The organism is Salinigranum rubrum, from assembly GCF_002906575.1.
GTDB lineage: Archaea > Halobacteriota > Halobacteria > Halobacteriales > Haloferacaceae > Salinigranum > Salinigranum rubrum.
In genome coordinates, this window is sequence record NZ_CP026309.1 from 1206812 (window position 1) to 1227781 (window position 20970).

General features: G+C 64.2%; 25 protein-coding genes. All 25 read right to left on the reverse strand.

Annotated features, from left to right (window positions below; all coding sequences use genetic code 11):
• Nucleotides 1-54: 54 nt before the first annotated feature.
• On the reverse strand, nt 55-366 hold the full coding sequence (locus tag C2R22_RS05870) for a hypothetical protein (RefSeq protein ID WP_103424932.1): 312 nt from the start codon (nt 364-366) through the stop codon (nt 55-57).
• A 5-nt stretch (nt 367-371) separates the two neighbouring features.
• Entirely contained in the window at nt 372-1010 is a 639-nt protein-coding gene (locus C2R22_RS05875; protein ID WP_103424933.1) for a hypothetical protein, read from the reverse strand.
• Nucleotides 1010-2107 carry a hypothetical protein gene (locus C2R22_RS05880; RefSeq protein WP_103424934.1) on the reverse strand — a complete coding sequence of 366 codons (1098 nt, stop codon included), beginning with the start codon at nt 2105-2107 and terminating at the stop codon, nt 1010-1012. The genes C2R22_RS05875 and C2R22_RS05880 overlap by 1 nt, the downstream gene beginning before the upstream one ends.
• Nucleotides 2108-3337 carry a hypothetical protein gene (locus C2R22_RS05885; protein WP_103424935.1) on the reverse strand — a complete coding sequence of 410 codons (1230 nt, stop codon included), beginning with the start codon at nt 3335-3337 and terminating at the stop codon, nt 2108-2110.
• On the reverse strand, nt 3337-4185 hold the full coding sequence (locus C2R22_RS05890; protein WP_103424936.1) for a hypothetical protein: 849 nt from the start codon (nt 4183-4185) through the stop codon (nt 3337-3339). Before C2R22_RS05890 ends, C2R22_RS05885 begins: the two co-directional genes overlap by 1 nt.
• Before the next feature lie 8 nt (nt 4186-4193).
• Nucleotides 4194-4796, reverse strand: coding sequence for a hypothetical protein (locus C2R22_RS05895; RefSeq protein ID WP_103424937.1), 603 nt, complete (start codon nt 4794-4796; stop codon nt 4194-4196).
• Nucleotides 4797-4808: 12 nt separating this feature from the next.
• Entirely contained in the window at nt 4809-5408 is a 600-nt protein-coding gene (locus C2R22_RS05900; RefSeq protein WP_103424938.1) for a hypothetical protein, read from the reverse strand.
• Complete coding sequence (locus C2R22_RS05905) at nt 5372-7993, reverse strand: hypothetical protein (RefSeq protein ID WP_103424939.1); 2622 nt, start codon at nt 7991-7993, stop codon at nt 5372-5374. Before C2R22_RS05905 ends, C2R22_RS05900 begins: the two co-directional genes overlap by 37 nt.
• Nucleotides 7994-8150: 157 nt before the next feature.
• Complete coding sequence (locus C2R22_RS24925; protein ID WP_162562398.1) at nt 8151-8642, reverse strand: hypothetical protein; 492 nt, start codon at nt 8640-8642, stop codon at nt 8151-8153.
• A gap of 3 nt (nt 8643-8645) precedes the next feature.
• Nucleotides 8646-9137: a hypothetical protein gene (locus C2R22_RS05915; protein WP_103424941.1), complete on the reverse strand. Its 492-nt coding sequence runs from the start codon at nt 9135-9137 to the stop codon at nt 8646-8648.
• 67 nt (nt 9138-9204) lie between these two features.
• Entirely contained in the window at nt 9205-9678 is a 474-nt protein-coding gene (locus tag C2R22_RS05920; RefSeq protein ID WP_103424942.1) for a hypothetical protein, read from the reverse strand.
• Complete coding sequence (locus C2R22_RS05925; RefSeq protein ID WP_103424943.1) at nt 9678-10145, reverse strand: HK97-gp10 family putative phage morphogenesis protein; 468 nt, start codon at nt 10143-10145, stop codon at nt 9678-9680. Before C2R22_RS05925 ends, C2R22_RS05920 begins: the two co-directional genes overlap by 1 nt.
• 6 nt (nt 10146-10151) lie before the next feature.
• Nucleotides 10152-10544, reverse strand: a complete 393-nt coding sequence (locus tag C2R22_RS05930; RefSeq protein ID WP_103424944.1) for a hypothetical protein — start codon at nt 10542-10544, stop codon at nt 10152-10154.
• Complete coding sequence (locus tag C2R22_RS05935; protein WP_103424945.1) at nt 10545-10727, reverse strand: hypothetical protein; 183 nt, start codon at nt 10725-10727, stop codon at nt 10545-10547. It abuts the gene before it with no gap.
• Nucleotides 10728-10729: 2 nt separating this feature from the next.
• Nucleotides 10730-11431, reverse strand: a complete 702-nt coding sequence (locus C2R22_RS05940; protein WP_103424946.1) for a BppU family phage baseplate upper protein — start codon at nt 11429-11431, stop codon at nt 10730-10732.
• Nucleotides 11432-11434: 3 nt separating this feature from the next.
• Nucleotides 11435-11827: a hypothetical protein gene (locus tag C2R22_RS05945; protein ID WP_103424947.1), complete on the reverse strand. Its 393-nt coding sequence runs from the start codon at nt 11825-11827 to the stop codon at nt 11435-11437.
• Nucleotides 11827-12201: a hypothetical protein gene (locus C2R22_RS05950; RefSeq protein WP_103424948.1), complete on the reverse strand. Its 375-nt coding sequence runs from the start codon at nt 12199-12201 to the stop codon at nt 11827-11829. The genes C2R22_RS05945 and C2R22_RS05950 overlap by 1 nt, the downstream gene beginning before the upstream one ends.
• An 18-nt stretch (nt 12202-12219) precedes the next feature.
• A complete protein-coding gene (locus tag C2R22_RS05955) occupies nt 12220-12651 on the reverse strand; it encodes a hypothetical protein (RefSeq protein WP_162562399.1) in 432 nt (143 codons plus the stop codon).
• Nucleotides 12576-13709, reverse strand: a complete 1134-nt coding sequence (locus tag C2R22_RS05960) for a hypothetical protein (RefSeq protein WP_103424950.1) — start codon at nt 13707-13709, stop codon at nt 12576-12578. Before C2R22_RS05960 ends, C2R22_RS05955 begins: the two co-directional genes overlap by 76 nt.
• 30 nt (nt 13710-13739) lie before the next feature.
• Nucleotides 13740-14198, reverse strand: a complete 459-nt coding sequence (locus C2R22_RS05965; RefSeq protein ID WP_103424951.1) for a hypothetical protein — start codon at nt 14196-14198, stop codon at nt 13740-13742.
• Entirely contained in the window at nt 14198-15745 is a 1548-nt protein-coding gene (locus tag C2R22_RS05970) for a hypothetical protein (RefSeq protein ID WP_162562400.1), read from the reverse strand. Before C2R22_RS05970 ends, C2R22_RS05965 begins: the two co-directional genes overlap by 1 nt.
• A gap of 9 nt (nt 15746-15754) precedes the next feature.
• Nucleotides 15755-16603 carry a structural protein gene (locus C2R22_RS05975; protein WP_103424953.1) on the reverse strand — a complete coding sequence of 283 codons (849 nt, stop codon included), beginning with the start codon at nt 16601-16603 and terminating at the stop codon, nt 15755-15757.
• A 108-nt stretch (nt 16604-16711) separates the two neighbouring features.
• The gene (locus C2R22_RS05980; protein ID WP_103424954.1) at nt 16712-17530 is read right to left on the reverse strand and encodes a hypothetical protein; all 819 of its coding nucleotides are present in this window, start codon (nt 17528-17530) and stop codon (nt 16712-16714) included.
• 159 nt (nt 17531-17689) lie between these two features.
• Nucleotides 17690-19279, reverse strand: a complete 1590-nt coding sequence (locus C2R22_RS05985) for a hypothetical protein (RefSeq protein ID WP_103424955.1) — start codon at nt 19277-19279, stop codon at nt 17690-17692.
• A complete protein-coding gene (locus tag C2R22_RS05990; protein WP_103424956.1) occupies nt 19276-20808 on the reverse strand; it encodes an AAA family ATPase in 1533 nt (510 codons plus the stop codon). The genes C2R22_RS05985 and C2R22_RS05990 overlap by 4 nt, the downstream gene beginning before the upstream one ends.
• Between the last annotated feature and the right edge of the window lie 162 nt (nt 20809-20970).

The window sequence follows — 20970 nt, forward strand, 5'->3', positions numbered from 1 at the left end:
AGTGCCGGGTCTGGCGCTCGGCCCCGACGGGCGTCATCGTGTGTTGAGCGATCGTTACGGCGGCAGGAACGAGTCAAGCGTCGCCGAGTCCGACACGTCCGAGAGGTCGCGGACCTGGTCGAACGCGTCCGTGGACGCCAGCGTGGTGACTGCCGCCTCCGCGGTGAGGGCGTCGAGCTCGGCCTGTGTGCCGGTCACGGTCCCGACCCAGACGTCCGCCGTCGGACCGGATGTGGTGACGATGTGGCCGCAGAACCGCAACGGTGACCCGTCAGAGAACTTCGCTCGACGTGGGTCGTCCGGCGAGGCTTCGGACGCGCCTGTCCCGGTGCCGACGACCGGGACCAGAATCCATTCTGTTGGCATGTCTCTCACTCCTTGGTGATGGCGTCCCACGTGACCGCCTCGCCAGACGCAAACTGCTGGCCGACGAAGCCGATGCCCTCGTTCGATTCGAGCGCGGCGTCGGTGTCGTTGCTGGTCAGCGTGGTCAGTTCGGTCGCATCCGAGACACGCGTCACAGTGAGCGTGAGGTCCCCCACCGAGCCCCCGAGTGTGCCGTCGTCCCAGATGATTTCGTACTCGTACCATTCACCATCCGAGACCGTGATCGACGTGTTCGCGATGGTTGAGGTCGAACCGGTGACCTCCTTGTTCAAGCCGACGTCGCCGGTCGAGAAGTCCAGCCGAACGTAGTAGCTGTTGGCGTTATCCGCTGCGCCGAACCGAAACCACGGGATGGCGGTCGGTGACGCGTTCCCGTCCGAGCGCACGGAGACGCGAAGCGTCCCGTTGCCACGGCCGTAGTAGGCCGGCAGTCCGTCGCCGGGCAGTGAGTAGATCTCGTTGAAACCATCGATCTGTGCGGCGAACGTTCCGTTCCGCACTGGCGACGTGACGAACGTCCAGTCACCCCCGTCGACGTTGGTGTACTCGGCGAGGTCCTGGTCTTCGAACGAGTCGATGGTGACGGTCGTCACCGGCGTCTGTCGGACTGGATTCCAGAGCATTATGGTTGGTTGAGTCGCGCCGCCTGTCGCTGCAGCGCGGCGAGGATGTCGACCGCCCCGCGTCCGCTGTCGTTGATGCTCACCGTCGTCCGGGCGTCGCCCTGTGATTCGGTGAGCGTCGTCTGTTCGACGGGGAGCGTTGGGACCGCCCCATCCATCTCGAACTCGGGGATGTCGTAGTGATACCCCGGGAGCACGACGGCCGGCGTGGCGTCGACGCGGCCGGAGAGTTCGTCGTTACCGAGGTAGTCCGCGAGTGCGGCATCAGCGCGGGCCTGACAGTCCGCGTCGGTCGTCAGCGACGAATCGTCGATGCGGATGGGCTCCTCGCCCACGTCGTCGATCTCGGCTGTGTCTTCGGCCCGTGCGAACGCTCGGCCCCCACCGCTTTTCGTCCCGCCGTACACTTCGACCGCGTTACCGTACTCGGTGGCGTCGAGGTCGGAGTCCCACGTCAGGCCGGTCCACGGGGCGGGTTTCGTGTTCTCGCTGGGGACGTACGACTCGACACGCGGACCTTGCTGCTGGTGCTGGACGGTGAAGCGCATCCCGGCGAGGTCGTGCAGTTCGCGCAGGACCTCCATCGGCGTCCCCTCGGTCGAGAAGTCCGAGAGCGACGTCGGTGAGTTCGGTGTGATGACCGTCGCGTCGAACGGCGTGTAGTCGCCCCACACGCTCGCAATCGCCTCGTACGCGTCGCCGCCGAACGGACCGACGCTGATGGCCCCGCGGGTGAGCGTCCGCGCTGGGCCGTGGATATCGACTGTCCCGGTCTCGGCGGTCGTGGGGCCGGGAAGTATGACGATGGTCCCGCCGAACAGTCGCTCGCCACGGAACTCCAACACGGCGTCGCCGAGCAGGAAGTCCGAGAGACCGTCGAACGGCGGCACTTCGGCCGTGAGCGTCGAGACGGCCGAATGTTCCAGCGTCGCCTCGATGCTGATCAGCGCCGTCGTGAAGATCCGACGGCCGTTCGGGGCCGTCAGTCGAAGCCGGTACTGCGCGGTCGGAAACGGCCCGTACGCGCCCGGGAGCGTCCGGCCGTACGTCGCCGGGCGTGTCCCGCCGTAGGTGAACGTCAGGTCGGAGTTGGGCATTTATGACAGCGCGTGGAGGTAGTCGAGTCGCCCCGGGCCGACAATCTCGAGGGCGAGCCCGCGGCCTTGGTGCGTCTCGTCGCTCGTCGGCGAGCTGATCGCGGCGAGTTCGGTGTCCCGCTGCCCTGGGTCGCTCCCAGTCGTGGTCGAGTAGATCCGCGTCGGGTGCACGCCCGTCCCGCCGCCGTCGTAGTCGGCTTCGATGATGTACCACGTATCGAGCGACAGTGATGGACTGGCCGACCCGAGCTGGCGCTCGGTGTTGTCGGCGTCCGTCGAGAGCAGCTGCACCGAGTCGTTCCCGACGTCGACGCGGATGCGATTGTCGCCGGAGTAGTCATCGACGTCCTTCCCGAAGCCGAGGTCGATGTTGTCGTTCCCTGATTCGGCGTAAATCGCCATCGCGACCGTGTCCCCGGATTCGGGGTAGTACGGTAGGCCGTCACCCTGCAGCGAGTACTCCGTCGCCCGAGACGACTCGCTCCAGTACGCCGCGGCGCTGCCCTCGAACGCGGGCGTGTTGTAGGTGTACGTCGAATCCCCACCACGCCAGTTGCCCTTGATGGAGTCCTCGAAGTCCTCGATGAGCCGTGTCGTCGGCCCCGAGAAGCTCGTCTCGACCGTCGTTGAGAAAGAGACGATCTGGTCTGCGTCGGCCGCGTACGCGCGGAACTCGCCGACGCTGTCGTTGCGCCACAGCCGCGTCTGGGTGAGGTCCTCTTCGGGCGGGTCTGCGGAGAGGACAGGAACGATGCCGAAGCCGCCGACGTCGGCGATGCGGAGGTCGTTGACGTCGCGAGGAGTGAGATTGTCGCTCGCCGTCTCGCCGGTCGGGATCCACACCTCCGCCAGTGGGACACCGTCGAGCGCTGTCGCCGCGGGCGGGACCGGGACGGGGTTCTGAAACCGGTCGGTCGGCGACAGTTCCGTCACTGTGGCGGCGGGCTCGCCCTGGATGAACCCGACGTCGCCACGGTAGTCGACATACACGAGGTCTCGACGAGGGTTGTCCGGCGCCCCGTCGGGCAGCGTCAGCGTCGCCTGGCTGAACTCGACGAGGGACCCATCGACGCGGACGGTCCCGCTGTCGACGCGAACGTCGATGCTCGTGCTCGAGCTCGCGATGGTGACGCCGCCGCCCTCGAGCCAGCCGTACCCCTCACCGAGGCGGAACAGCGAGTTGATGGGTTGGGCCCCCGCCCCGTCGTCGGCGTTGAGTCGCTGTGGCATCAGCCGAACCTCACGATCCAGAACTCGACGGTTGGATTGTCGACGCTCGTGGACGTCTCGACGATGTTGATGGCGTGGTTCCCACCGGTTTCGGTCTTCTCGCCGGCCACTTTCGCACCGTCGGAGTCACCGAAGAAGATGCTGTATCCAGCCCCGTTCGTCACTGGTTCGCCGAGGTCGACGAGGAACTCACCGCTCGACAGCGTCTCGGGGCCGCTTGCGACGACGTTCAAGCCGAGTTCGTCGTTCGCGTCGTCGTAGACGAGGCCGTCGGTCGCCATCGCGCCCGCGGCGTCGCGAGCCTCCTCGTTGGTGTACCTCGTGTGAAGGTCCGACTGGGTGGCGACGTCGTCGACGAGGCTGTCGACGTCGAGCGCACGCGTCCGGCGGTCCCGGAGGTCCGCGCCGCTGATTGTGGCCACCCCTGCGGGCACCCACACCTCGGCGAGGACGACCGCGGGCGTCGACGCCAGGTCTGCGGGGGCCGGACGGAAGTGCTCGAATCGAGAGAGCGAGCCCTCTTCCGGGTCGCGTGCCTCAGGCGTCCCGTCTTCGACTTGGATGTTGCCCGACGAATCGACGTAGACGACGTCCCGACGTGGGTCGGTCGGGTTGGCGCCGCTGATGCTGACCGACTGGCTACTGACCGAATGCGTCGTCCCGGCGGTGTACGCATCTCCTGCGGCGACCGACAGCGTGCTCGCCCCGCCGAGGGTGCCGCTATCGATTGTCACCTCCAAGTCGCCGCCTTCTGGGTCGACGACGCCGTAGCCATCGCCGCGATACTGCTGCATGTTCTCGTCGAGGGCGGCACCACCATCCGCGTCTTCAATCGTGTAGCTGACCATGATCTGTGTTAGATGCTATTGACCTCACGCGCCGCCCGCAGCGCCGACCGCTTCGGGAAGTCGCTGGCAGGGGCGATGGTGACCGTCTGCAGTTGCAGGAGCGCGCCCTTCTCCGGCCGACTCGTCTCCGTCCCACCGCCCGTGACGACCGCCCATCGTGGCTCGTGGATGGAGTCCCGTCCGGGTGGGGGTGCGCCGGCTGGCGCGCTGGCGTTCGACTGTGCATCGAGCGGCCCGATGCGGACGAGCTGCGTCCCGCCCGGCGCGTCGTGCTGCTCGCGATAGCGGACCTCGTCGCCGGGCACCTCTCCGTAGGTGACGACGTCGTCCGCGCGGATCAGCAACGACCGCGCCCGGCGGTAGCGGTCGACGTGTTCGTTCGCGCCGAAGCCACGGCCGCGCTGGGGCATGAACGCGAGCGTGTACGTGACCGTCTGCCCTGGGCGGATGGGTGACGGACTCCCCTCGGCGCTGAGTCCGTCCGCGCGGACGTTCGCGCCAAGCGTCGGGGCGAGCGTGACGTACCACGGTGAATCGTGCCCGCGGTACACCGGGTCGCCCTTGCCGTACCGGTGGTACCCGTGTCTGACGTAGCCGTATCTGAAGGTCATGGAAAAGCGCTGTCAGGGCCGCCCGAGTTGCCGCTTGAGATCCTGTTTGAACTCGTCCTTGACTGCTTGGATGAGTTCCCGCTCGCTCATGTCGCTGCCGTCGACGTCGATGTCGAAGTGGTAGGTGTCACCGCCCCCACCGCCTGCACTCATCGCTTCGCGAGCGACGTCTCGGAGGATCCGCTCCATGGTCGAGTGTGGCGTGACGAACTCGTCGTCGGTTCCTTCGCCGACGAAGGCCGCTGTGGCGCCGGTGACGTATCCTCCGCGGGCGAGGCCGACGAAGCCAGTCGACCCGTCGTCTTCGGAACCGCGTGCAGGACCGTCGTCATCGTCACCGCCCGGGTCGTAATTCGTCGGCGGCGACACGTCGGTGTCGTGGTCATCATCGTCGTCGCTGTCGCCGGGGCCTTCCGCCCCCGTGTCCCGTCCGGACGGGTTCTCCTGGTATTCGACTTCTCTCGTGACCGTCGTGGTGACGTTGTTGGGAATCTCAGCGATTTCGTTGATGGCGTCGCTTGCTTTGTCGATGATGCCCTGCAGATCGTCCTCGACGCTACTCAGGTCAAGCGTCTCTATCCCCGACTGCATGGAGTCGGCGACCTGTGACATCGCGCTGTTGAGCGACGATGCGGCCGTGGACCGAATCCACGCCGCCATGTCGTTGAAGGTGTCTTTGATAAGCGAGTTGTAGAACAACTCGTTGACGAACGCTTGCGTCGCCGCCATCGCGGCATCCCACATGATACCGATGGCAGTCTCGATATCGCCTGCCGCGTCGTTCTTGATGTACTCGACCAACCCCCGACGAAGTCTGTGAAAACGGTCCAGAGTTTTCCCTGTACCTTTAGATATGTGATAAACGCGTCGAGCATCCCTTCGAGAACGAACGTGATTGCGGCGGTCATGTCGTTCCACGCGTCGTTTCGGAGATAGTCGACGAACGCGCCGATGGCGTCGACGATGATCGTCCCGAGAGTTTTGTTGATGCCCCAGTAGGTCTTGAACGTCTCCGCAAGACTCTCGCCGATGAATTTCGCGGCGGCGATGAAGTCCTCGCGGCCGATGCCGCGCAGCCAGTCGACGATTTCGTTCCACGTCGTCTGGATGAGATTTTTCAGGCCGTTCATCGTGGTCGTCCAAATCTCGTCCAACTCCGTCTGGATGATACTGAACGCCGCCGACAGCATCGACTTCCCATCGCCCTGCAGGAACGACTGGATGCCGTTGATGGTCCGGTTGACGATGGTCTTGATTGCCGTCCACGCCTCATTCCAGTCGCCTTCGAGGATGGCCGCCGCGGCCCGGAGCGCGTTCTTGATGTTCTCCAGACCGGTCGAGACGACGCCGTCGATGGTCGACCACGTCGTCCGGATGATGGTTTTGAGTTGCTCGCCGTGTTCGTTCCAGATCGTCTCCATCGTCCCGAGAACCGTCGAAACTACGGTCCGGACGCCCCGGATGGCAGTCTTGATGGCGTCGAGGGCAACGATGATCGTCGAGAACACGACGTTCGTGATTGCTGCGCCGTGCTTATTCCAGAACTCGGACATCCCCGTCAACACCGTGTTGACGAGCGGGGCGAGTGTCCGCATCGCGTCTTTTAGCGAATCCTCGATGAGCAGGGTGATGCTCCGGATGCGTCGCATGATGTCCTGTCCCCGCTGGTCCCAGACGTTCCGGATCGTCGCCGTGACGTCCTGGACGAGCGAGCGCGTCGTCTGCATCGCCGGGCGGAACTGCGACCGGAGCGTGTCGAGGACGCGCATCACCGAGTCGCGGATGCCGGCGAAGTTGGTGACGAACGCCGTCCCGAGCGTGGCGGCGGCGATGGCGACCGTCCCGAGGGGGCCGGTCAAGGCCGTCAGCGCCGGGAGCACGCCCCCGAGCGCCCCCGCGACCGCCGTGGCCGCCGAAGACAGCCCCGCGAGCGCTGTGACGACGCCCGTGACGACAGGCGTGAGCGCCGCCGCGGCGATGGAGACGCGCTTGATGGGGTCGGGCAGGTCGTTGAACCACTCGATTGCATCAGTCACGATGTCGACGAGGTCCGTCAGCGCGGGGACGACTGCGTTGGTGACGGTCACGCCGAGGCGCGTGAACGGCGGCATCAACCGCAGCACAGCGTCGAGTAAGTCGCCGAACGTCGGTGCCGTCGCGTCGACGACGCGCCCGAGGAAGTCCATCGCCGGCCCCGCCCGCTGCCGGACGACGTTCACGAAGTCCTGGAAGACGGGGAGCGCTTCCCGGGCGAAGTCGAACATCAGCCCGGTCAGGTTCGGGATGACGTCCATCCCGATGGCTCCGAGTCGCCGCAGTTCCTGCCGGAACATCTCGGTCCCGCCGACCGAGTCGACCATCCGCTGGACAAGCTGCGGCAGCGCCGAGGCGGCGTCCTCGATGAGCGGGATGAACTGCTGGCCGAACGGGACGAGGATGGCGACGATCTCGTTCTTGAGCTCGCCGAAGCGCTGCTCGAGCGCCCCGGCGGCACTCGTCGTGTCCTCCAGTTTGTCCGCCTGTTCCTGCAGCGACTGCAACTGCCGCCTCTGTGCTTGGGTCAGTCCCTCTTCGGTATCCTGCAGTGCCTCCAGGCGGCGGATTTTCTGGTTGATTTGCTGGAGCCGCTGCTTGTTCTGGCTCGCGAGCTTATCACCCCACGCGAGGATACCGGTCCCGATGACCGCACCGAACGCGCCCGCGAGCGAGGTCGCCCCGGCCGCGAGTGCGCCGAACGTCGCGACGAGCGGGGCCGCGATGGATGAGAGTGCGGCGAAGGCCGGGACGAGCGAGCCCATCATGGCCGTCGAGAGGCCGCCCGAGGCGAGCGCTGCGGTCGTCGCCGAAGACGCATAGGCCGACGTCGCCCCAGAGGCAGCGGTCGCCGAGGCGGCCTGCTCGGTCATCTCGTCGCCGACCTCGTCGAGACGGGAGGCGGCGACCTGTGCCGCCGTCGCTGTCTGGGTCAGCTCATCGCCGAGTGCATCGGTCTGGGACTCCGCAGCGCTGGCTTCGGCCGCGGTCTGGATGGCCTCTGCACCGATGTCGTCCAAGCCCTCGGCCGCGCGTTGGGCCGACGTCTCCAGCCGCGTGGCGGCGCGGTCGAGGTCGGACGTCTCGGAGACGGCCCGGTCGGTGCCGCGGCTATACCCGCTGGTGTCCAGTGATAGGGCTCCTTCAAGTTCGTCGAAAACCATCGCTGAGGAAGCTGTCTGTCAGAATCCGATGCCGTACTCGCTGGCGTACTCCCACGCCGCGCGTTCGAGGTAGCGCTTCTGTGGCCGTGGGAGATCGCCCCACTCGCGAGGTGTCATCCCGAACTCCTTCAGGAGCCAGAACCACCAGAGGCCGAGGTTACTCGTTGCGAAACCCTTCGGCGTCTTCGGCGTCGACGCTGTCGTTCTGTTCGGCGACCGCCGAGCCAGTCTTCACGAGGTCGACGGTCGAGAACGTCTCCGTCCACCATGTCGCATCGCGGAGATCGGGGTCAGCCGCGTTCTCGGCGATGATCCGCGCGACCTCGTCGCGCATGCTCTGCAGTTCGCCGCGGAGGTCGGCGACGTCGTCGCCCTCCAGACTCTGGAACCGCTGGCCGATGGCCATCAGATCGAGTTCGTCGTCACTGGGGAGGCGCGTAAACTCCACCTCCAGCCCGAGCACGTCGACGGTGTGGGTCTGCTCGGCGGCGCGCTGTTCGAGCTGCTCCTTGACCGAAAGGTGCTCCTGCAGCTGCTCCTGTTGCTCGCGACGTTGCTCTTGCCCCGTCTCTACGACGGCCGCGTGTCCTGCGTCATCATCAGGCGTTAGCGACGCTGCGTCGCCAGATTCAGTTGATGTGTCACTCATGGATTACGCGGTCGTCTTTCCGAACTTGTAGCCGCCGTTGCAGTACCCTGTGAACGGGAGCTCTGAGTTATCTCCCGCGAGTGTCCCCTCGCCCCAGTCGATCTCCGTCCGATAGAGTTCGACGACCTGGTCGGCGCTCTGAGCCTTGTTCGGAGCCTCCGGATAGATGTAGAACCGCAGGTCCTGTTCGGTGTCTGTCTGTGGGACTCCATCCGAATCGACGATACCGATGGTTTCGAGCTGCGGCATGTCCTTCACGAACTGGGTCATGAACTCGATGGTGATCGCCTTGTGCTGGCGATTGCGCTGAGTCCACTCACTCTCGTGAAAGTTGACCTCCATGTCGGTCGATTCGTTCGAGACGGTCGTTTCGCCCTTGGTGAAGCCGATGATACTTTCGCTCTCGCCAGCCTGACCGAGGTCGGTCACGAGTGCGATTTCGACGAACGCCCCGCTGAGGGCGTCCGAAAGCTGGCTGTTGTTGGCTGCGCTCATGGTGATGTCTGGTGTCTGATGTTGTCAGGAATCGAATCGCGGACTGCGGGTCGGTCGAAAGCCGATGCTACTGCACGCCGAGGACGCGGAAGCGGGCGCGGCGAGCCACGTGCGTGTGGCCCGCCAGCCCGGCGTCGGAGTCGCTCCCGGTCTGGGTTTCCGCGCCCGACGTCACCCCGAGTGGGATGACGTTCGGACCAGCGCCCTGGGAGAGACGGTGGCTGATGGCGTCGGCGACGTTCATCAACTGCTCTTCGGGGTGTGTCTGGTACCACCGGGTCGACGCGGCGACGGAGAACTGCACCGAGACCGAGGAGCGCACGCCCGCGCCGGCCCCCAGCCAGTCCGAGGACGGACTGACTAACTGCAGGCCGACGATGGGGTACTCGTCGCTCAGCCCCGTCGGCGGGTTGTCCGACTCGCGGTGGTAGATGCGACGGGGCTCGTCGTTCAGGTAGCCCATGACCGTGTCGTCGTCGAGGAGCGTGTCACGGACGCGCTTGAGGAACCACGCGCCGTAGCCCTCGAACTCGACAGGCATCAGCTGACCCTCCCGACGGCCGTCTGGAACGCTTCCTTGAGCCGGCGCTCGATGTAGTCCTCCGACGTGCGGAGGGCCGGGCCGAGGAACGGCTGGGCAGGTGTTCCGGGGTGGTTGACCTCGGTCGCGAAGACGACCTCGCCGTCGACCGTGAACCGAAGTGGGTCGCCGGTGATCGTGTGCGGCCCGGTCCCGAACTCAACCTCACGCGCGTACTCGACGTTCGTGCCGACGACCGCGCGGTAGCCGTTTGCGATCGTCTCGACGACCGACGCGATGGACGCCCGAAGGTTCCCGGATTCAACTGGAGCGCGTTGTTTGGCTTCGCGCTCGATGTGGAGCGCGATGTCGCCCATCGCTTTCGGGAGTTCCTCGTCGAGGAAGACCTGCTCCAGTTTCCGGAGCTTCTTCTTGAGCCGGTCTGGACCCCCTGACTTCCACTCGAACGAAGCGCTGACGGTGGGCATCTCTGATCACCTCTGTCCCGTGTAGCGGTCGCAGTCGAACACCCACAGTTCGGGCTGGCTGACGCGCCGGCCGAACTGTTCGCGGACTTGCTGGACGAGGTAGACGTCTTCGCCGTCGGGGTCGGTCGGGCCGACCCGGTCGAGCGTCAGGTGGTCGTCGACCTGGACCTGTGCGGCCTCTGGATTCGACGTCCAGACCACCTTGTCGGCGGTGACGACCTCGCCCGCGGCGTCGGTCCCGAGGTTGCCCGCCTCCGCAGGCGACTGGACGCGAACGGAGAGGGTGGCGACCTCGACACTGTCGTCCTGGACGGGCGCGCCCATGAAGTCCGACTCGCCGTCCGTATCCGAGGGGCGCGTGACCGTCGCCGTGTGGGTGTCGCGCTGGCGGTGGCTCATCTACAGTACCCCGACGAAGGTCAGGACTGCGACGAATAGTGCCACGAGGACGAGTCCCGCGTTCATCGCAACAGTCGCCCACGTGAACGTCGTCTGTTCGCCGAGGAAGATGGCTGAAAGGATCATCTGGATGAGGCACCACCCGGCGATGCCGAGGCACGCGCCGAGAAGCACACTACCCATGGTCACTTCACCTGCGAGTTGACGACGATCTTCTCGACGCCGTCGTGGGGGACAATCTGCGTCGAGCCGTCGCCGAACTCGATTTCGAAGTCGACCGGGTACTCGCCCGTCGCCGAGAAGTCGCCCGACTGGACGTCGTACTCGACCTTTCCGTCGGCCCCGCTGTTCGTCGTCGTCAGCGACGCCCCCGACAGCTCCGAGGACCCATCGGGCGCGTTGACGTGCATCCGGATCGCCGTCACGGAGGAGACGTCGATGGCCTGCCCGTTGCGACCACGGAGCGTCTTGGTCACGGGTGTCTCGTCGTCGCCGGGCTTGCGCTCTTGGACGACGGGCGTCCCGGCGGTCAAGTCGGCCTCGCCGAGCGACGAGCCCTGGACGCCCTCGACGACCTCGAACGTGAGGTTGCGGTCGTGCGGGACGTGCTCGTACACGCCCGAGCGGTCGATGACGACCTCGCCCGTGTAGGTTCCGGCGGCGTCGAGTTCCGAACTCCCGAACACGTAGCTGATGTCGCCGTTCGCGAAGTCCTCGTCCGTGACGGTCTGGTCGGAGACTTCGGCGTTGCCCTGGTCGTCGTCGACGTAGAGGTCGACGGCGGTGACCGAGGAGACGTCGAGGGCGGTGCCGTCCCGGCCGAGGAGCGTGTAGCTCCACTTCGAGTGGTCGTCGTTTGGTTTGCGGTAGTGGGTGATGGCTGTCATGGGTTAGAGGCTGACACTCCAGAACTCCTCGTCGCCGGTGCGGTACCCGGCCTCTTCGAGCGTGTCCTTCACTTCGTCACGGACTGCCTGCGGTGGCCGGTAGTCGTAGCCCGCACCGCTGACGAGGTCTTCCGAAGAGATGCCGTCTTCACGGATCCCGGCGATACGCTGTCGGGCGAGCCGAATCACGACTCCGCGGACGACGTACGGGACTGTTGCATCCTCGTCACGCCAGTCTTGGTCGTCGACGTACCCCTCGACACGTTCGGATGCGGCCTTGAGCGCGTGCTCGAGCAGGCCGTTCCACTCGCTTTCGCTGGTGGTGCCGGGGAAGTCGGTGGCCGAGTACTGTAGCTCACGCTCCAGTGCGTCACGTTCGACGAACGGGAACGGCATCACTCGACCTCCGACCGTCTGGCTTCGATGGCTTCGTACGCTGTCTTGCGATTCTCACCCTCGCGTTCGGCGTGGGCGAGTGCGTCCAGATGCGCGTCGAACTTTCCGGTCGCGAGCGCCTCGCGAAGGTCGTCGACCGACTCGTCGAGAATGGCCGTATAGTCCGACTCGACGCGCTCGAACCCGTGCCGGTCGACGAGCAGGTCGACGAGCCGCTTGTGGTGTTCCTCGCCTTCGTCGTCGACGTGCGTGAGGATCTCTCGGCGCGCGTCGACGTCGACCTCGTCGCCGGGCGTGACATCGATGTCCGCGGCTGGGAACCGATAGCGGTTCGCCGGGCCGGAGTACCGAAGTGTCGTCGTTGCGTCACTCATGGCTGGATGGACGGGACGTCACCGCCGGTCGGAGATCGAGCTCAGGACACTGTCCCGAGGTGAGTCTCGATTCTCTTCGGCAGCCTCGACGGCATCGAGATGCTCGTCGACAGCGCCGTCCTCGATGTCACTCGTGACGCTCTGCCACGAGCGATCGATGAACGCCGCGGCGTCGAACGCGTTCGCAGACACGTCCTCGGAACCTTCGCTATCGACATCGCTCTCAGTCGGACGTTCCCAGCCACCGGACCGGTGGTCAAGGTACTCGTCGACGAGTTCCTCGGGGACCTCGTACGTCCCTGGCCCCTCGGCGACGAAGCCGTGGGCGTGGTCTGAGAAACGCCGATCCAGTGTCCACGTAAGTTTGGGCATGGTCAGAGATCCGAGAGAATCGCCCAGTTCTCGGGACGGCGGATGTGGAATCCGATATCCTGACCGGCCTTCATCCACGTCGAGATGGGGTCGTCGCCGGCCCACATCTGCGTGAAGTACCCACGCTGAGTGTCGATCGAGAGGTCCGACGTCATCGGCGCTTCGTCGGCCTTCGTCGTCAGCTTGTCCAGGAACCACGGCATGAACGCCGAGTTCGCGCCGGGGCGGCCGATGATAGCGTGACGCTTGACAGCGTCGGCGTTCGGGTCGTACGGTTCGAGGACGTTATCGAGGACCGCGTCGTCGGCGTCGTCGACGACATCGCCGCTCTCGTCGATGAACTCGCCGTTGGCGTTGGTCCGCGGGACGTTGACCATGACCTGCTGGACAGAGCTGATGTCGTCGGCCAGTAGGTTCTCGATGTCCGACACCCCGAGTGTCTTGTCTCGATTGTCGGAAATCTTCGACCGGAGGTCCTGGTTCAGCCGCATGTCTCGGAGGAGACTCGGCGGCATCCAGATGACCGGCTGTGGGGGCGAGTTGTTCAGCAGCCGGCCGTTGTCCTTGACCTGGTAGGCCAGTGCCTCAACGTCTTCGTACGGCGTCGCGTTCGCCGTGTCAGACCACGCCGTCGACGGCGTGTCGACGTTGTTGGTCTGGTCGAGATCAGGGTGCGGCGTGTCGCCGTACTGCCCGATCAGGCCGTCGATGTACTCGTCGCCCCGCCACGCGATCAGTTCGCGGGTGAGCCACGTCCCGATGTTGAGATACGACGCCCCGTACTGGAAGAGCGAGAAGGGCGTCCGGTCCATCTCGACTTCGACTTCCTTCTTGGGGTTGATCTTCTCCTTGTAGCTGTGCGTCTCGAAGGTCCGCTTGCTCGGCAGCGTGAGCGTGCCGATCGGTGACTCCGCATCGGGGTGCGCTGCAGGCATCCCACCGCGGACCCCACCGAAGGTGTAGTACGCCTCCTCAGGCGCGTCCATGTCTACCATCGGGAAGATCGACGACGCGGATGCGTAGCCGTCTTCAGTTCCGATATTGATCCGTTCCATCTGATCGACCGTTTCGATCATCGTGTTCCGAAGCACCTCGACCGTCAGGCCGTCGGTGTTCTGGAAAGTGACTTGAGGCATGTGCTATCGTGTAAGGGAGTAGAATGGTGGTTACCGCTGTCTGACGACGGCGACCTTGTCTGCGACGTACTGCCCGCGAGCGAGCGTTGTCCAGACCGGTCCGAGGACCATGTCGCCCGTGTCGCCACCGCCCGGATCGTACGCTGCGACGGTACCGCCCGCGTCCGAGATCGCCTTATCGCCCGCCGAGAGGCTCCCAGGCGTCGTTTCTTCGACCCAGTCGACGGCGTGACGCAACAGGACCGCCGCCTCGCCGACGACCTCGCCGTTGCTGTACGACTTGGTGTCGTCGTAGTTACGCGGGAGCCGAGCGACGGTGGCGACGCCAGCGCCTGCGGTCTCGACCTGCTGGACCTGCGTGTGTTCGCTGGTTTCACCGCTGATCTCGACGAGTGTTCCGAGTCCTGCGACATTCCCCGACGAGTCCGCAACCAGTTCGACCGTGACGTCCTGGCCCGGCTCGAAGAGCGTGAGGTCTCCGTCAGACATCAGTTCTCGCCTCCGTCACCATTCTTCATCGCCGCTCTGAGGGACGCTTCCGTCGAATGATCGGCAGGGTCGACACCCTTGTGTGTCTTGACGTACTCGCGGGGCGAGAGTTGCTCGGTGGAGGCCTTCTGGACGTCTCGCATCGTCATCACGCTGTTCGCGAGCTGCTCGGCGCGCTCTTCGTCTTCCTCGGACAGGGTGCCTCTGCCCGGACCGTTCTTCGAGGGATCTCCACCGCCGCGAAGCGAGGGCGACTCGGCCAGCTGTTCCATGACAGCCTCAACCGGCGACGTGTCGTCGTCTTCATCGAGTTCGATGTCGTTAGCCTCCGCGAATTTCTCCGCGAGGACCTCCGTATCTTCGTCTGAGTTGACGATGAGTTCCGGATCGGCGGCCGATCCTTCTACAAGCCTTGTCGCGAGTAGTTCCCGCGTAACTCGGTCGTTCGTTTCGAGCGTCTCGATGCGCTCGTCTTTCGATTCGACTTCGGACTCCAGCTCTTCCTTCGAGCTTTCGAGGTCGTCGATCTGTTCGTCCTTCTCGTTGAGCTCCGCCTTCACTTCCGCAAGCTGCTCGCGGAGCTCCTCTTTCGTAGGTTCGTCTCCCATAGATGGGGTAGTGTCAGTCGATCCCGTGGAGGATTCCGCCCCCTCGTCAGATGCCTGTTCATCGTCATCGCCGGCTGCGAGCCGATCACTCACGCGGTCCAGCCAGTCGAAGTCCTCGTAGACCTCGAACGGCGTGTCCTCGAGCGCAGTGATGATGCGCTCGTTGAGCGTGTCGAGCGTGTCGACCGCGTCGGGCGAGACCATCGCCAACAGCGTCGGGTCGGTGTTCGTCTTCGACCGCATCGCCGACACGCCGTCGATGGCGTTGAGGTTCGACACCGCGGCGTCGAGGAACTCGTCGCCGAACATCTCGCCGTACGCGTCGAAGCGGAGCGTGTGCGAACTAGCGAGCTGGTCGGCGTCGGAGCCGGTTGCCTGGAGGAAGCGCCCCGCTGGCGAGGCGGCGAGCGCCTCCGCGGAGGCGGGCTCGATCGTCGCCCCGTCCGACGCCCCCCGATCGAGAATCGTGATGTAGGGGACGTCCAGGATCTCTTCGGCCGGCGCGGCCTCCAGATCGTCGTCGAACTCGCCGAGGGTTCGGTACAGATCCGGCGAGACGCCGACGAGGCCCTTGTCGACGAGCGTCGAGAGATGTTCGTCCAGGAGGTCGCCGTCGAGGACGGGGCCGACGCCCTCCTCGTAGCGAGCGCCCTCGACCGACCCGACGATGTTGTCGGGATCCGCCAGCGCCTCCATCTCCTTGTGGCCGACGCCACCGGGGCTCTTCAGCAACTTCGCCCCGTCGAACGCGCCCGACTCAACGGCGTTCTTGAGGACGTCGCGCCCCCAGTAGGTGGGCTCGTTCGAGAGCCCGGTGGTCGTTTCGCCCTCGGGAATCGGCACGATTCGGACCGGGGTGCTATCGTCGTCGGTGTCGTCCGTCCCGGCGAGTCGAGCAACGCCAGGGCTCAGACGGTCGTGTCTCTCATTAGGTGGCATAGTACTGAGTTACGTGAACGTGCCCGCCGCCGGCGCGATCGTCCCCACGCACTGAGGGTGAAACGGTGGGCCGCCCTGCGGGAGGTCGTCGATCGGGTAGGTCTCGCCGACGTACGGTTCACACTGCGGGCAGGGGTCCGAGCCGAGAACCACGACGTCAGCGACGCCGTGAGATTTGAACCGTTCCTTCGCGCTGGTGTTGTGCGCGTACATGATCTCGTGCCGCGCCGTCAGCGTCGAACGGTTCTTCGCCTCGCCGTTCAGGACACCCGACAGCGATCTGGCGATCGTATTCGGGTTTTCGCCGGCGACCAGGCCCTCCGACAACACGCGCTGGACCTCCTTCTCGACGTCCGCGGTGACCCCTTCCAAGAGACGGTAGTTCCGGTTGAACAGCAGCCGAACCGTCGACGCCCGGAGCGGGACGTTGAACGACGGCTGTGCGAAGCGGGCGGTGTCTGCCTGGACGTTGATCTGATACCCACCAGGTGGGACGCGCTCGACGGTGCGAGCGACCTGGTCGCCAGCCTGCCGAAGCTTCGTGAGCGCCCACCGGTCGCCGTCCGACAGCGCTCGCCGGATGTAGACGTTATCGTTCCGCTCGATGACGTCGAGGACGCCCGCCTCATGCTGGCGCTCAAGCCAGTCCATGAACCGCTCGGTCGCCGCGGCGGGGTCGTCGAACTGGAACTCCTCGGCTGTGAGTTCGTCAGCTCGCCAGTCCGAGGCGAGTTGCTCTGTCCGTACGGAACCAGTCCCGTCAACGCTGTCGAAGATTCCGTGCTCGACGATACCCCGACGTTGCTCGGCGTTGATCGCTCCGAAGCGCCCGCGGAGTTTCTGGGCGTACTCCCGCATCCTCGAAGCTTCCCTTGCCGGCCCACTTTTCGGAGGTTGACGTCTCTGCTTCATGACGGCGAACGGCTCACGACACCAACTGGTGGGCCGGATGGTTCAGACGAATGTCTACTCGTCTCGGGCAGCGATATACTCCAGTCTGAAGTACTCCTCAAGAGCGAGGTTAGTACATTCCCAAATGAGAATCCACTTTCCGTCTTCGTGGACTAAGTTAAGGTCATCCCCGCCAAGTACGCGTTCGTCGTTATCGACTCCTTCGTAAATGTTGTATTCAGTAGGCTTCCAGCCTTGCGGGAAGTTGATCTTGATTCTTGCCCGCTTCGTGAGCGACCTAATAACCGTATATGCAGAGTCCTTCGCAACGTTGAACGCGTCGACATCGTATTCGTATGAAAATTCCTTGTAGTCCCCCTCTGAGATGGCGCTGAACCGGATTGGAAAAATGAAACGAGTCATGCCTCCCCAGTCACGCCGCTCGTATGTTGCCGGGTTGATATTGCCACCCGTAACTCGAACGTCTAGCTCGTCCCACGTGAGATTTCGATCCGACCCAATCAGTGCATAGAAAATACTCACCGGATCATCAAAGGCTGGTGTGACTTCGTAGTGGTGTTCCACGTGATCAGGGCCGTCCTCTGTGAGGGTCACTTCCATCTCCTTCCTCTCCACATTCACGGGGTTTTGTCGGAGTGGAAGCGTCCACTCACGGAGATTCCGAGTCTCGGAAACGCGCACTAAAAGTACTCCAAGATTGGAGACTACGAGAATGAGGAGAACTGTTTCTACATAAATAATACCGACTAGCGGTGTGATGAGACTGGGTTCAACAATCGGGGCTGCGACACCGACGACTGTCCCGATTGCAATTAAGCTGCCAGACATTCGGTTCTTCAGCTGATTAATCAGGTCTCGATCGATGTCGAGCATCGCAAATCGTCCGGATGATACGTCCCATCAAAGTATTAATGTATCTCTGTTAACATCAATACTCGCACCTGAAGAATACCCTATCGGTACTTCCACTTGTTAGCTGCATTTTCTGCATTATTTAGACGGTCGTATCTAGTTCACAGGAAATTTACAGAGTTACTTCTCGTCCTCGTTGAGTTCCTCGACACCTGGCGCCTCTTTGAGCGCTCGCAGCTGATCGCGGCCAGCCTCGGTCTCTTCCGACGCAGTCAGGCTCTCTGCGAGCGCCTCCGCCTCGAAGCCAAGACGGTCGCCCATTTCGTCGAGGTCGACGCCCATGAGCATCGCCGCGAACGCTGGTGGGAAGTCCGACGTTGCGCCCGACTGGTAGTAGTCTCTGATGAAAGCCCCGAGCGCTTCGAGGTTCTCGGTCGGGAAGTCCTCGCGACGGAGTGGGTTCTCGTCGAGGTCGGGTTCAACCCGGAACGAGACCTCGCCGGGGTACTCGTCGCCCGACACCAGTTCGTCGGCCTTCCGCTCGAACACTGGCTCGAACTCGTCTTCGAGATACCGACGCTCGTCGTCGACGAGGCGGTCGTCCTTCTCCTGCTGGGGCTCGACGACGAACTGATTGATATCCTCCTCGTAGGCGACCTTGAACCGCGAAACCGGGAGGACGGCGAAGATGTGCTGGAGGTCGTCCATCACCGCGTCGTCGATGTCGGCCACGCTCCCCGTCTCGGTCGTGATCTCGACCGTCGCGGGGACGAAGTCGACGCGGCCGGCGAACGTCTCCGCTTTGTCGTCGGCATCGAGGTTCGAGCCGCTAGAGACGTCGCCGTCCTCGTGCGCCTCGGCGTAGTTTTCCGCTTGCTCCTGTGTCCAGGTCTCGGAAGAGTAGATCCGGTGAGGGTGACCGGTCTGTCGGATGGCGATATCGCGGTCGTCAAGCTTGTGGTCGAGCGCATCGATACGGTCACCGATCGACACGAAGATCGACTCGCCCCAGATCTCACCCTCGTCGGCGTCGTAGACGAACTTCGCGAGCTGGTTGATGGTGAACGGAATCTCGTCGGCGTCAGTCCATCCAGAAAGGTCGTCGTCGTACTGGACGTACGCCGCTGCGCGTTCTGGGTCGCCCGCCACCATCGGATGTCCCTCGTCGACGGGGTCGTCCGGCTGGGCGAGGATGGCCGTGTCGGCGCGGTGGTACTGCTTGAACGTCTCCGGCTTGTGGAGGATGAGCGCGGCCATGAGGGTGGGGTCGGCACGCGTCCCCGCGTACTCCATGAAGAGGGTCCCCTTCTCGCGACGGCCGCGGACGACACGGTCGAGGATGTACCGAAGGTCCTTCCCAGTCTCGCCGGCGTAGATGGCGCAGTTTGACCCCCACAGCGAGAGTGCCTCGGTCATCTGTTCGTCTGTCTCGCCGTTGCGCGTGGCCTCGACGCGCCATCCCGGCTCGAGGACCGTGTCGGAGAACGTCTGTAGCGAGGCCCTGACGATGGGATACTTCGCGTATCGGTCGTAGTCCTTGCTGCCGAGGTCGTCCGGTGGCGACGAGCGTTCCGTGACGATCTCGGTGCCAGGTGGCCGGGTCCGACCGCGGTTGTAGGGGTACAGCCCGCCCGTCGACGAGATGAGGAAGCCCTCGTCGCCCGTCGACCGGGACTCACCGCGGGGAGCGGGGTCGTCGGGGCCGAGCTGCTCGGCATCGTCGTCACTGTCCGCGTCGGTGGTCGGGAGGAGTCGGTCGAAGAAGCTCATGAACTACTGATGATGAAGCCGTCTTGGGTGTCGTCTTTCGGGCGGATGTCCTCAGCTGCGAGCACGGCCATGATCGCCGCGTCGAGGTGGTCCGGCGAATGTCCCAAGCGGTCCTCAACCTTCGACTTCGGGTCCGCGAGGTAGACCTGCTCGTCGCGGCTTTTGTAGTAGCGTTCCTCGAGCGTCAGCGTCCGCGCCGCGATCTGGAACTCTTCGCGAAGGCGGGTGTCGGTGAACTGTCCGCCGCGTTCCAGCCACTTCCCGAGTTCGCAGAGCCCCTCCGTCCAGCGGTCCTTGTACTCGTCCAGTTGGGCGGCGTTCTCGCCGGCCTTGAAGCGCTCGACGTCCGGGTACCGAGCGACCGTGTCGTCGGCTTTGCCTGACCCCTCCCCGACTGCGTCGATGTCGATCGGAGCCTCGGGATGTTCGTCGAGGTTGTCCCAGATGCTCTCGAACTGGACCGTGTGGTCCGTCCCTGGCTGTGAGTAGATGACGTCGAGGAACCCACGCCGCTCGTCGATCTGAACCGTCCGATCAGCCGAGCGAGCGACGTCGACGCCAGTACCGCGTCGGGGGTGAGTGTGTCTGACCTGCAGTTGATCGATGTCGGGAGCGTACGCCTCGTTGACGAGGTCGAGGTCGATAGGGCGGTTCTTCGCTGCCCCGGCCGGTGGCATGATTCCGGCGAAGCGTCGGTACCAGCGTGAGTCGAGGTCCTCGCGGAACTGCTCGGACGTCCGCGTCGACATCGCGAGCGCCTCGTCGTAGCCGGGCCACGCCTGGCCGTTCAGCGCCTCCCACTTCTTCTTCAGTTTGTGGAGCCCGGTCAGCCCCGGTACGGGGTCACCGTCGCGAGCGCCGCGCTCGACCTGGACGTTGTGGCTGTCGAACGTCGAGAACTGCAGTTTCGTCGCCGGGATACCGATCTGGTCGAGATCTGCGACGACGTTCGTCTCGTCCTCTGGTGGGTTCGAGACGATGACCATCCGGTCGTTCTGGTCCGAGATGAGCGAGTCCATCGAGTCGAGCGTCTCGGCGGTGACGTCCTCCTTGTCGGCCTCGTCGACGATTACGAGGACGTGGTCGTTGTGGACGCCCTCGAGTTCGCCCGGATCCTTTGGCGAGTGAACTTCGAACTGCCACGTCGGCTCGCCGGCGATGTCGATGTGAGGGTTCGGGGACCACTTCCACTCGCCGAACAGCGGCGAGATCCGATGCAAGTTCTCGGCGTCGGCGCAGAAGGTCCGCTTGAGCTTGCCGTATGTGCCGGAGGTGACGACGACCGACGAGGGGTAATGTCGTTTGTGAAACGCCAGCGCGAGCGCGACGATCGCGAACGTCTTCCCGAAGCCGTTGCCACCCTCCATGTGCGTGTACTGATGCGTCGTGACGTGTTCGAGAATCTCTCGTTGTTCGGGCGAGAGTGTGATCTCGAACCAGTCCTCGGCGGCCTGCCAGTAGCGCTCAGGTCCGGTGTAATTTGCTGGCAGGCGCTCCTGAATTTTCGATGGGGTTCTTGCTGAGTTCACTCAAATCACCACTTAACACCGTCACACCTCGATAAACAAATTCCAGATCCAAACAAATATGGCGATTTTTGAAAGATCGGACGTGCCGCGGCACTTTCAAACTTAGTCGATTCCATATTGTATAGATTAATTGAATGACCGCAAATGTTATCTTTATACAGA

Bases quoted from the DNA above. Each gene is read 5' to 3' on its own strand.
- C2R22_RS05870 (WP_103424932.1), bottom strand. From the start codon at position 366: ATGCCAACAGAATGGATTCTGGTCCCGGTCGTCGGCACCGGGACAGGC.
- C2R22_RS05875 (WP_103424933.1), bottom strand. From the start codon at position 1,010: ATGCTCTGGAATCCAGTCCGACAGACGCCGGTGACGACCGTCACCATC.
- C2R22_RS05880 (WP_103424934.1), bottom strand. From the start codon at position 2,107: ATGCCCAACTCCGACCTGACGTTCACCTACGGCGGGACACGCCCGGCG.
- C2R22_RS05885 (WP_103424935.1), bottom strand. From the start codon at position 3,337: ATGCCACAGCGACTCAACGCCGACGACGGGGCGGGGGCCCAACCCATC.
- C2R22_RS05890 (WP_103424936.1), bottom strand. From the start codon at position 4,185: ATGGTCAGCTACACGATTGAAGACGCGGATGGTGGTGCCGCCCTCGAC.
- C2R22_RS05895 (WP_103424937.1), bottom strand. From the start codon at position 4,796: ATGACCTTCAGATACGGCTACGTCAGACACGGGTACCACCGGTACGGC.
- C2R22_RS05900 (WP_103424938.1), bottom strand. From the start codon at position 5,408: ATGTCACAGGTCGCCGACTCCATGCAGTCGGGGATAGAGACGCTTGAC.
- C2R22_RS05905 (WP_103424939.1), bottom strand. From the start codon at position 7,993: ATGGTTTTCGACGAACTTGAAGGAGCCCTATCACTGGACACCAGCGGG.
- C2R22_RS24925 (WP_162562398.1), bottom strand. From the start codon at position 8,642: ATGAGTGACACATCAACTGAATCTGGCGACGCAGCGTCGCTAACGCCT.
- C2R22_RS05915 (WP_103424941.1), bottom strand. From the start codon at position 9,137: ATGAGCGCAGCCAACAACAGCCAGCTTTCGGACGCCCTCAGCGGGGCG.
- C2R22_RS05920 (WP_103424942.1), bottom strand. From the start codon at position 9,678: ATGCCTGTCGAGTTCGAGGGCTACGGCGCGTGGTTCCTCAAGCGCGTC.
- C2R22_RS05925 (WP_103424943.1), bottom strand. From the start codon at position 10,145: ATGCCCACCGTCAGCGCTTCGTTCGAGTGGAAGTCAGGGGGTCCAGAC.
- C2R22_RS05930 (WP_103424944.1), bottom strand. From the start codon at position 10,544: ATGAGCCACCGCCAGCGCGACACCCACACGGCGACGGTCACGCGCCCC.
- C2R22_RS05935 (WP_103424945.1), bottom strand. From the start codon at position 10,727: ATGGGTAGTGTGCTTCTCGGCGCGTGCCTCGGCATCGCCGGGTGGTGC.
- C2R22_RS05940 (WP_103424946.1), bottom strand. From the start codon at position 11,431: ATGACAGCCATCACCCACTACCGCAAACCAAACGACGACCACTCGAAG.
- C2R22_RS05945 (WP_103424947.1), bottom strand. From the start codon at position 11,827: ATGCCGTTCCCGTTCGTCGAACGTGACGCACTGGAGCGTGAGCTACAG.
- C2R22_RS05950 (WP_103424948.1), bottom strand. From the start codon at position 12,201: ATGAGTGACGCAACGACGACACTTCGGTACTCCGGCCCGGCGAACCGC.
- C2R22_RS05960 (WP_103424950.1), bottom strand. From the start codon at position 13,709: ATGCCTCAAGTCACTTTCCAGAACACCGACGGCCTGACGGTCGAGGTG.
- C2R22_RS05965 (WP_103424951.1), bottom strand. From the start codon at position 14,198: ATGTCTGACGGAGACCTCACGCTCTTCGAGCCGGGCCAGGACGTCACG.
- C2R22_RS05970 (WP_162562400.1), bottom strand. From the start codon at position 15,745: ATGCCACCTAATGAGAGACACGACCGTCTGAGCCCTGGCGTTGCTCGA.
- C2R22_RS05975 (WP_103424953.1), bottom strand. From the start codon at position 16,603: ATGCGGGAGTACGCCCAGAAACTCCGCGGGCGCTTCGGAGCGATCAAC.
- C2R22_RS05980 (WP_103424954.1), bottom strand. From the start codon at position 17,530: ATGCTCGACATCGATCGAGACCTGATTAATCAGCTGAAGAACCGAATG.
- C2R22_RS05985 (WP_103424955.1), bottom strand. From the start codon at position 19,279: ATGAGCTTCTTCGACCGACTCCTCCCGACCACCGACGCGGACAGTGAC.